The 6831-nt window shown below is 61.5% G+C and carries 5 protein-coding genes; all 5 read right to left on the bottom strand.

Annotated features, from left to right (window positions below):
• Nucleotides 1-325: 325 nt before the first annotated feature.
• The 5 genes from AC0CMF_RS10270 to AC0CMF_RS10250 all read right to left on the bottom strand — a co-directional run bounded on the left by AC0CMF_RS10270 (nucleotide 326) and on the right by AC0CMF_RS10250 (nucleotide 6711).
• Nucleotides 326-1375: a hypothetical protein gene (locus AC0CMF_RS10270; RefSeq protein WP_374628759.1), complete on the bottom strand. Its 1050-nt coding sequence runs from the start codon at nucleotides 1373-1375 to the stop codon at nucleotides 326-328.
• Nucleotides 1376-1719: 344 nt separating this feature from the next.
• Nucleotides 1720-2487 carry an SDR family NAD(P)-dependent oxidoreductase gene (locus AC0CMF_RS10265; RefSeq protein WP_374628758.1) on the bottom strand — a complete coding sequence of 256 codons (768 nt, stop codon included), beginning with the start codon at nucleotides 2485-2487 and terminating at the stop codon, nucleotides 1720-1722.
• Nucleotides 2488-2773: 286 nt separating this feature from the next.
• Nucleotides 2774-3598, bottom strand: a complete 825-nt coding sequence (locus tag AC0CMF_RS10260; RefSeq protein ID WP_122519750.1) for an MBL fold metallo-hydrolase — start codon at nucleotides 3596-3598, stop codon at nucleotides 2774-2776.
• Between the two features lie 11 nt (nucleotides 3599-3609).
• Nucleotides 3610-4068: a cyclic nucleotide-binding domain-containing protein gene (locus tag AC0CMF_RS10255; protein ID WP_050471401.1), complete on the bottom strand. Its 459-nt coding sequence runs from the start codon at nucleotides 4066-4068 to the stop codon at nucleotides 3610-3612.
• A gap of 42 nt (nucleotides 4069-4110) precedes the next feature.
• Complete coding sequence (locus AC0CMF_RS10250; protein ID WP_050471248.1) at nucleotides 4111-6711, bottom strand: ABC transporter ATP-binding protein; 2601 nt, start codon at nucleotides 6709-6711, stop codon at nucleotides 4111-4113.
• Nucleotides 6712-6831 lie beyond the last annotated feature (120 nt).

Genomic DNA, 6831 nt, shown 5'->3' with positions numbered 1-6831 from the left:
CTGGTGGGGAGGGGTTAGGGGTGGGGGGAAGGCCTTTCCGGCTGGCAGAGTATCCATTGATTACAGACAGTCTCCCCTCTCCAGCCTCTTCAGGAAGAGTTTTTTCAAACCCTTGCAGGCTCAGAGCCCCCCACCCCTTACCCCTCCCCACCAGGGGGAGGGGGGCGGAGGCGCACTGCCATCATGCCGGTGCATTCTTCCTTCGTGCGTCCAATGTAAACACTGCAACATTCATGGGGATGACAACGGAGCAGGAACCCTGCCAAATGAAAAGGCCCGGAACCGTAAAGCTCCGGGCCTTTCTATTTCACACGCCGGAACGCGGTTACTTCCAGCTCTGATGATCGGCAGCGGTGCAGCCGTAGGGGGCGCGGTCGTGGCCGAAGCGGGCCTTCAGCTGGTCACAGCCCCAGCGGTTGAGCGGCTCGGGCATCATGTTGTTGATCTCCATGCCCGGCTGCTGGAACGCGGTGGGCGAACTGGTCACATACCAGACCCAGAAGCCAATCGCACCCACGATCATCAGCAGGATGATGCCCATGAAAGCCTTCACACCGCGCATCACCACCTGACCGGCCGACGGAGCGGGAGGACCCGCCATCGCCTGCGTGGCTGCCCCTTCATCGGACGGCACGTCGAGGCCTTCCAGCGGCCGCAGAGCGGTCCGGCGCTCTTCCTCGGTCATCTCGATGCGGGTGAGCTGATCATCCAGCAGCACCGGCAGGGCCGAGTTGCCATGGCGCACGGCAAGAGCCACCGCATGGCCATTCTGCTGGCCGACAATCATCGGCAGCTGGCCGTTTTCCAGCCGCGTATGGGTCACCCGGCCCGTCTTGTCCTCGGCGAGATTGTCCGTATAGGTGATGAAGAGGCTGTCCTTCCTGGTCTCAAATCCGGTCACTTCGACCGGGATTTCCTTCAAGACGGCCGGATTGCGCAGGCGCTTCTGCACCCCAAGGGCGCGGATATACTGGAAGATATTGTAGAGGCAGATACCGAACAGCAGCAGGCAGAAGCCGCCAAGCGTCAGGATACGGTTCCAGAGCTTGTCGAGGCCGAGCGTCAGCGTTGCCAGTTCCGGGTTGTCACGGGAGATGACGACGCCCGCCTCATAGTCCCCCATGTGAATGTCGAGGAACATGATGCGCACATCGCTCTGATAGGCCTTGCCCTCGAAACTATAGGCAACCTGTGCCTTGCAGTCGGTGAAGACGCCGCGCCGGGTGGTGCACTGGCCGTTGCGCACATCCCCTTCCACTTCAACCGGGTTGAAGCTGATGCGGATGTCACGCCAAAGATCCGGCCCTTCCCATGCGAGAAGGAAAATGCCGAGCGCCAGCACGATGGGCACTGCCCAGAACAGCGCCTTCGGCATGGATACAACATCCCCCTTCAGGGAGAGGGGGCGTGCGGGTAAATCAAGCAGTTGGGGTGCCATGAGACCTCTTTCTCGCAACTAGCAGGTGCGTCCCTGCGAGTTCTACGGAGATGCAAAGTCCAGAACTGGCATCCACATCACAAAGTTCCGCTTTGGCGGCCGTGTGAGCAGATTTCTTCATGGCTGCGGAAGAGGTCTGTGGAAAAGCGCAAGAATGCGCGCTCCTGCCCGGCAGTGATACCCCGCCAAACAAAAACAAACGCCGCATCAAGACCTGATGCGGCGCCTTGCAAATTGCCCCTTGGGCATCAATGATTTGCTACATCAGGCCAAGGCCAGCATCAGCGCGGGGCCATACGGATGGCTCCATCGAGACGGATGGTTTCGCCGTTGAGCATTTCGTTCTCGCAGATGGCCTTCACCAGCTGCGCATATTCGGCGGCCTTGCCGAGGCGCGAGGGGAACGGCACCTGCTCGCCCAGCGACTTCTGCACGTCCTCCGGCAGCCCCAGAAGCATGGGCGTTTCAAAAATGCCGGGGGCGATGGTCATGACGCGGATGCCGGACTTCGACAGGTCACGGGCGATCGGCAGGGTCATACCGGCAATCCCGGCCTTGGAAGCGGCATAGGCCACCTGCCCCACCTGACCGTCAAAGGCGGCGACAGACGCGGTGGAGACGATGACGCCGCGCTCGCCGTCTGCGTTCAGCGGGTCCTGCGCCGACATGGCGGTGGCTGCATGGGCGATGCAGCGGAAGGTGCCGGAAAGATTGACCGCGATCACCTTCTCGAACAGCTCCAGCGAATGCGGCTCACCGCGCGAGGTGGTCTTGGCGGCAGGGGCAATGCCCGCGCAGTTGACGAGGATGCGTTCCACGCCATGGGCGGCGCGGGCGGCGGCAAAGCCCGCCTTGACGCTCTCCTCATTCGTCACGTCGACGCTGACGAACAGCCCGCCGATCTCCTTCGCAACCGCTTCACCCTGCTCCGCATTGCGGTCGAACAGGGCCACCTTCACGCCGCTGGCGGCCAGAAGCCGGGCCGTCGCCGCGCCCAGGCCCGACGCACCACCGGTGACAACAGCCGCAATGGCGGATGAGAGCTGCATGAGTTCCTCCTGTTTATTTTGAATCAAGCCAATGATTCATATCGGCTTTTACGCACCCATTGACGGCTGCGTCATATACAGCAGACTCTGCGCCGAAAGTCGCAGGCGGTCAAGCCGGACAGCCTTCGGCGAAAGAGGGGATGGCGGAGCAAACTTCCGTAGCGGAGGCGGGGACGCGGAAACAGGGGCACCCGCCCCCGTAAAACCAAGGCTTCCGATGCTCACGCATCACGCCTTGAAACGGCTCAACGCCGCACGGGCTTGAGAAAATCCCCGCCTGCGGCCCTTATGGCCGCAGGATCATGCCTTCCATGGCGGTCAGGCAGCCGGGATAGGCGGCACTTGCGGCGGCGGCAATCTCGTCCATGCCATCATCCATGCGGCGCGGGTCGTGGTGGAAGAGGACGGGCGTCTTCACCCCGGCCTTCTGCGACAGTTCCACCGCCTTCTGCCACGTGGAATGACCCCAGCCGCGATAGGTGGGATATTCCTCATCCGTGAACATGGCGTCGTAGATCATCACATCCGCGCCTGCGACGAAGCGCTCCACATTGGCGTCGATCTCAGGATCGCCATGCTCGTGGTCAGTGATGATGCAGATGGATTTGCCCTGAAAATCGAAGCGGTAGCCGCAGGCCCCGCCCGGATGGTTGAGGCGGATGGTGCGGATCGACAGGCCATCCTGCCGCGGCAGGTTTTCCCCGGCGCGGAAGCTGCGGAAGGTCACCGCCTTCAGCGTGTTGGCGGCCACGGGGAAGATCGGGGGCGACATGATCCGGCAGATGATATCGGTCAGGTCCGTATCGTCCTGAAAGTGCCCGGCCCAGGCATTGATGGTGAAAGAGGGGTCATAGGCAGGCTTGAAGAAGGGCAGGCCGCAGATGTGATCGAGATGCGTATGGGTGAACAGCAGGTCAAAGGACCGGCTGCCCTGGGCGCACAGGTCCGCACCGAGCTTGCGCGCGCCAGAACCGCAATCGACCAGAACGAGCGCGTCCCCCGCCCTCAGTTCAAAACAGGTCGTCTCGCCGCCATACTTCAAGGTGCCGGCCCCAGGAGTGGGGGTCGAACCACGCACGCCCCAGCACCGGAGCCAGAAATCTTCCGCCACGCGGCCTCTCCCTATGCTGCCGCTTCACCAGACCTGGCAGCGGCCAGATCGCGGGTGGTGCGCTCAAGACGCTGGGCCAGAGTTCTCATCACTTCCAATGACATATCAGGAAATTCTTTCAAAAGTTTCAGGAAATCGTCCTTGCTGACAGACAGCACATCCATATCGGTTCTGGCAACCAGCGTCGCGGTTCGCGGCACATCGCAGAGAATGGCGATCTCGCCGACAATGGAATGCTGGCGGGCGATGGCCACGGTCTGGTCCTGGCCGTTGCTGCGCACCTGCACATCCGCCTCGCCCTTCAGAATGATGAAGGCCGTATCGCCCTCCTCGCCCTGCTCGCACAGATGCTCTCCCGGCTGAAAGCCGATCCGGTCACTGATAAATGCCAGAAGCCGCAATTTGGTTTCATCGATGCCCCGGAACAGGGGCACCTTGCGCAGGGCGTCGACTTCCAGATCGAGAGACACGGCCAACCTCCATTACACCATTACTTGCAGCCAGAGCTTGTTTCAGGCTTGTTCTTCCCTGTTGTCCTGCCGGACGGTCCGGCCCTGATCCATGATCACGGCCTGATCGAATTCCGAGGCTATGTCAGCATGCGCCGTTCCGAACAGTACCGTACGGCCCGCAAGGATCTCCCGCAATATGCGGCGCAACTGTTTGTCATCCTCACCGGGACCGGCGGCAACATCGTCCAGAATAGTGACCGGCGCATTTTTCAGCAGGCCTCTGACGAGCGCAAGCTTGCGGCGCTGGCCGGCGGACAGGCGCGAGCCGCTGACACCCACATGGTAGTCAAAGCCGGTGAAGATGATCGGCTCGCGCAGCCCCTCCTCCTCCACAACCTGCCGCACCAGCGCGTCGATCCGCTGGCGCGCATCGCGCCTGTCGAGACGGGCGCGGCCGAAGAGCAGATTGTCCTCGATGCTGAGCGGCGGCAGATAGACGGCCGGGTCAACCGCGATGAAATTGCGGCTGCCATCCACCACCTTGTGCCGGAAGTCGCGCCGGGCCTCGACAACCTTCGCCCGCATGTCCTCGTCCAGAACACCCAGGCGGTGGCGGGCGGGAATGAGGCGGAAGGCCAGCGTCACAAGGCGCGCCCGGTCGGCCGGCGTGATCGTGTTCTTCAGGGCTTCGGAACGGAAGGCCCGCACGATCCGGTCAAACTCGGGCAGATCATCCTGCGTGATGAAGGAATAGGTGCTGAGAAGCCCTGAATCGCCGCTGACATTGGCAAAAAGCTCCACCATCGTCTCGGCAATGCGCAGGCCCAGCAGCTGCAGCTTCGTCTCCAGCCCGGTGTCAGACAGGAACTGCTTGACCTCCGGCATGGACGGCATCTGGTCCATCATCACATTGGGGTCAGAGGGCACGGCAAAGAACAGGTTCTCGGCAAGCGAGGCATTCTGGTTGAAGGCGTTGACGTCCCACAGTTCGACCAGCGCGGCGATGCGGCCATCTTCGGCGATCCGTTCGCCAATGCGGGCGCGCACGGCCAGAAGGCGCTCGACAAAGCCCGGATCGCGCGCCGGATCAAAGCGGGACTGGAGGCCAAGGCGGTAGATGTCCCCCTCCATCCCGGCCGCAGACAGCAGCGCCAGCGCCAGTACGTCGAGATCCTCCCGCGAGGCAACGCCCGCAGCCCGCAGATCTTCCCAGGTGGCATGAATATCATGCAGCGGATTACGGGTCTCCCGCGCCTCGCGCATGGCCCGCAGGAAGCTGTCAAGATCCTTGCCTGTGCGCTGCACCTCGTTCTGCGGCCGGTGCTTCAGCCCGTAATAGAGATTGTCGCGGATGGTGCCGGTCCAGATGTGCACCGCGCCGCCCACATAGGCGATTTCCCGGCCGAGAGTTGCCTCACCCAGCTTCTCCAGATCGTGACCGCCAATCTCCACCCGGCCCGAAGTGGGACTGACCAGCCCTGCGGCAAGTTGCAGCACTTCCGAACGGCCGGAGCCATCTCCGCCGGCGATGGCGCAATGGGTGCCTTCCGGCACCTTGAGGGAAATGCCGAACACTTCCTGACCTGCCGCGCCGCCGGAGAAGCTGACATTGTGCATCTCGAGCGCACCCGTGAGGCTGGTGCGCTCATCGGCCACCAGCCGCTCGACCGGATAGATGTCTGCGGCGTCGAAGTTTTCCACAACGGTCTGGTATTTCACCTGCACATCGGCGACGAGCTGGTAATAGGCCAGCAGTTCCTTCCAGGGGCCTGCCAGATCCTTGTAGGCGGCGATCACCGCCAGCAGGGCACCGATGCTGAGATTGCCCTGGATGACCAGATAGCCGCCGATCAGGTAGAAGAAGAACGGCGTCAGCTGGTTCATGAAATTGTTCACGAACTTGATGAAATATTTCCGGTTGTAGATCTCGTAGCGGATCTTGAAATTTTCATAGAGGCGGTCGGCAATATCGGCAGAGTGCAATGCGGAGGTATCGTTGGCGTGGATCTCATGCACGCCGGTGATTGTCTCTCCCAGCTTGTCGGAAATGACGCGGACGTTCTTCACGCGCTGGCGCGACAACAGCACGACCTTCCGCTGAAGCTTCGGGATGATATAGGCCTGAAGCGGATAGGAGCTGACGGCGGCGAGGCCCAGCAGCGGGTCCTGCATGAAGATGAAGCCCACCTGCACCACCAGAAGGCCGCCCTGATAGGCGGGCAGCGCTATGGCATCGCCGACGAAACCGCCCACATCCTCCACCTCGGCGGTGATCATCGGGATGATTTCGCCGGAGCTCACCTTCCGGAAATGCGGCAGGCGGAATCTGAGCACCCGTTGAAAAAGTTCAAAGCGCAGGCGGCGCAGCATGCGCTCACCCAGCCGCCCCTTGTAGACGTTGATCCAGAGCTTCAGCCCGTTGCTGACGACAACGAGGGCCAGAAACGTGAGGCAGAGCAGGAAGAGATAGGAGATCTGGTCAAACTCAAATCCCTGAAACTCCCGCGGAAAACCGTCACCCTGCACCGCATCGTTGACGATCTGTTTTGGCAGCTCCAGCAGGATGTAGCTGATCGGATAAGACAGGACTGTGAGAAAAAGAATGAAGAGCTGCTGCCGCGCACTGAACTTCCAGATGAAGCGAAAAAGGCTTTTTTCCATAGGTGAAGTCCAGTCTGGCGAAACTGCGGCCATCCTTGTACTGGTATGACGTTGCCAGTTAACTCGCAACGCCGGATATGCCATAGAGGCAGAAAGTTTTTCTGATCCGCCCCAAAACTG

It is taken from the genome of Pannonibacter sp. CBAS1226 (genome assembly GCF_055685825.1).
The sequence above is the reverse complement of the archived record's forward strand: the minus strand, read 5'-3'. Positions and strand labels throughout refer to the sequence as shown.

Coding starts and splice junctions, on each gene's coding strand:
- AC0CMF_RS10265 (WP_374628758.1), bottom strand. CDS start 2,487: ATGCAGCTCTCATCCGCCATTGCGGCTGTTGTCACCGGTGGTGCGTCG.
- AC0CMF_RS10250 (WP_050471248.1), bottom strand. CDS start 6,711: ATGGAAAAAAGCCTTTTTCGCTTCATCTGGAAGTTCAGTGCGCGGCAG.
- AC0CMF_RS10270 (WP_374628759.1), bottom strand. CDS start 1,375: ATGCCGAAGGCGCTGTTCTGGGCAGTGCCCATCGTGCTGGCGCTCGGC.